Source organism: Sphingobium soli, from assembly GCF_020782245.1.
GTDB lineage: Bacteria > Pseudomonadota > Alphaproteobacteria > Sphingomonadales > Sphingomonadaceae > Sphingobium > Sphingobium soli.
Window position 1 is genome coordinate 1 of sequence record NZ_JAJGNP010000043.1, and the last position, 1497, is coordinate 1497.

Genomic DNA, 1497 nt, shown 5'->3' on the forward strand with positions numbered 1-1497 from the left:
TCGAATGGCTGGGCACCAAGCGGAAGAACAGCTTCTGATGATGAGCCTCGACGCCGAGCGCAAGGCGCTGGAACCGTGGTGGCACACCGTCCACGAAGCGCATGGCGATGTGCCAGCGGTTCGCGTGCAGTTCGCGCCGATCGGCAGGATCGCCCTGCGCGCGGCGCGGCGGGCGGCCGGGGACGCCTGCCATGAGATGGATTTGCCCGAGGACGAAGACGCGCCGCTGTCGCCCGAATTGATGGACTTGGCGGGTGATGCGCTGTCCGAAAGCCTGCTGATGAGCGGCATCGTTGCGTGGGAGGGTGTCGGCGATGCCGATGGCAATCCCGCCCCGGTTACGCCCGACAATCTGCGCCTGTTCCTGACCGACCCCCTGCGGTTCGACCGGCTGGACGAGGCCTATGTGCGTCCGTTCGTGCTGCGAGAACTGGAAAAAAACGGATTGTCGCCCTCGCCGAATGGCATTTCGACGGGGGCGATGCCGGTGCCGATTACTGCCGCAAAGTCTGCAACGCCCACCGGGTCGGACGGTGCAAGCCGAAAGGGAAAAGCGAAGGCTGCCCCTACCGGCAGCACGAGCCGCGCACGGACGAAGGCGTAGGTGTCTGGGACGTAGTGAGCGGATGCACCCGCCAGCTGCGTGCTGGCATGGGCGGCCCCTATGCGCTCGATTTCGGCGCCGTGCTGTCGATGGGAACCGCGCAGGGTGCTGACATGAGCATGCTCGCCGAACTGCTTCCCAGCATGGAGCGGATCCTGCTCGACAAATTCAGTGAGGACGCCCCCGACGATGGCACAGCCTAGAGTAGCGATCCGGCTCGGCACGGAGGGCAAGGATCAGGTCGTTCGCGACTTCAAGTCGGTGGGTGACGCCGGTGATGCGGCGGCCAATCGTGCGGCACGGTCATTCGATCGCGCGTCGCAGGATATAGAATCTGCCGTTCGCCGTCAGGCCGCCGCCGCTGACAAGCTGGCTGCCCTCGCACCACAAAGCGCGGTGCAGGCGCGAATCAACATGTCGGTCGGGACGGGTGCCAGTCTGGACGAAGGGTCCGCCCGCGCCAGCGCCGCAGCGTTCCGTAAACTGATCGCGGAACAGGAGCGGATGGAGCAGAAGGCGCTGGCGTTGCGCGCTGCGCTTGATCCGGTCTGGGCCGCGCAGCAGCGCGTCAATCGTGAAATGGAAGAGCTGACCCGCCTCAACAAAGAGGGTTATCTATCGTCTGATTTGCTGGCGGAGGCGCAGCAACGTCTTCAAACGGAACTGCAAGAAACAGCAGCAGCCGTTCAGCGTGGTGCTCAGGCGCAGCGCGAGGCCGCGCAGTCCCGCATAAACACCCTGCTGGGAGTTGACGCAACGCCAGCAAGTGACAATGGCGCTGGCTTCGCCGCGCTGGCGCGACAGGAGGAGATGCTTGAGCAGAAGGCGCTGGCGTTGCGCGCTGCGCTTGATCCGGTCTGGGCCGCGCAGCAGCGGTTCAACATGGAGATGGC

At 65.1% G+C, this 1497-nt stretch carries 3 protein-coding genes; all 3 read left to right on the forward strand.

Features of this window, described 5'->3' with window-relative positions:
• Positions 1-604, forward strand: a 604-nt coding sequence (locus LL253_RS19620; protein ID WP_228228198.1) for a hypothetical protein, incomplete at its 5' end; no start/stop codon positions are given.
• Positions 605-618: 14 nt separating this feature from the next.
• Complete coding sequence (locus tag LL253_RS19625) at positions 619-807, forward strand: DUF7697 family protein (RefSeq protein ID WP_228228199.1); 189 nt, start codon at positions 619-621, stop codon at positions 805-807.
• On the forward strand, positions 794-1497 hold a 704-nt coding region (locus LL253_RS19630; RefSeq protein ID WP_228228200.1), incomplete at its 3' end, for a hypothetical protein. The genes LL253_RS19625 and LL253_RS19630, both read left to right, overlap by 14 nt.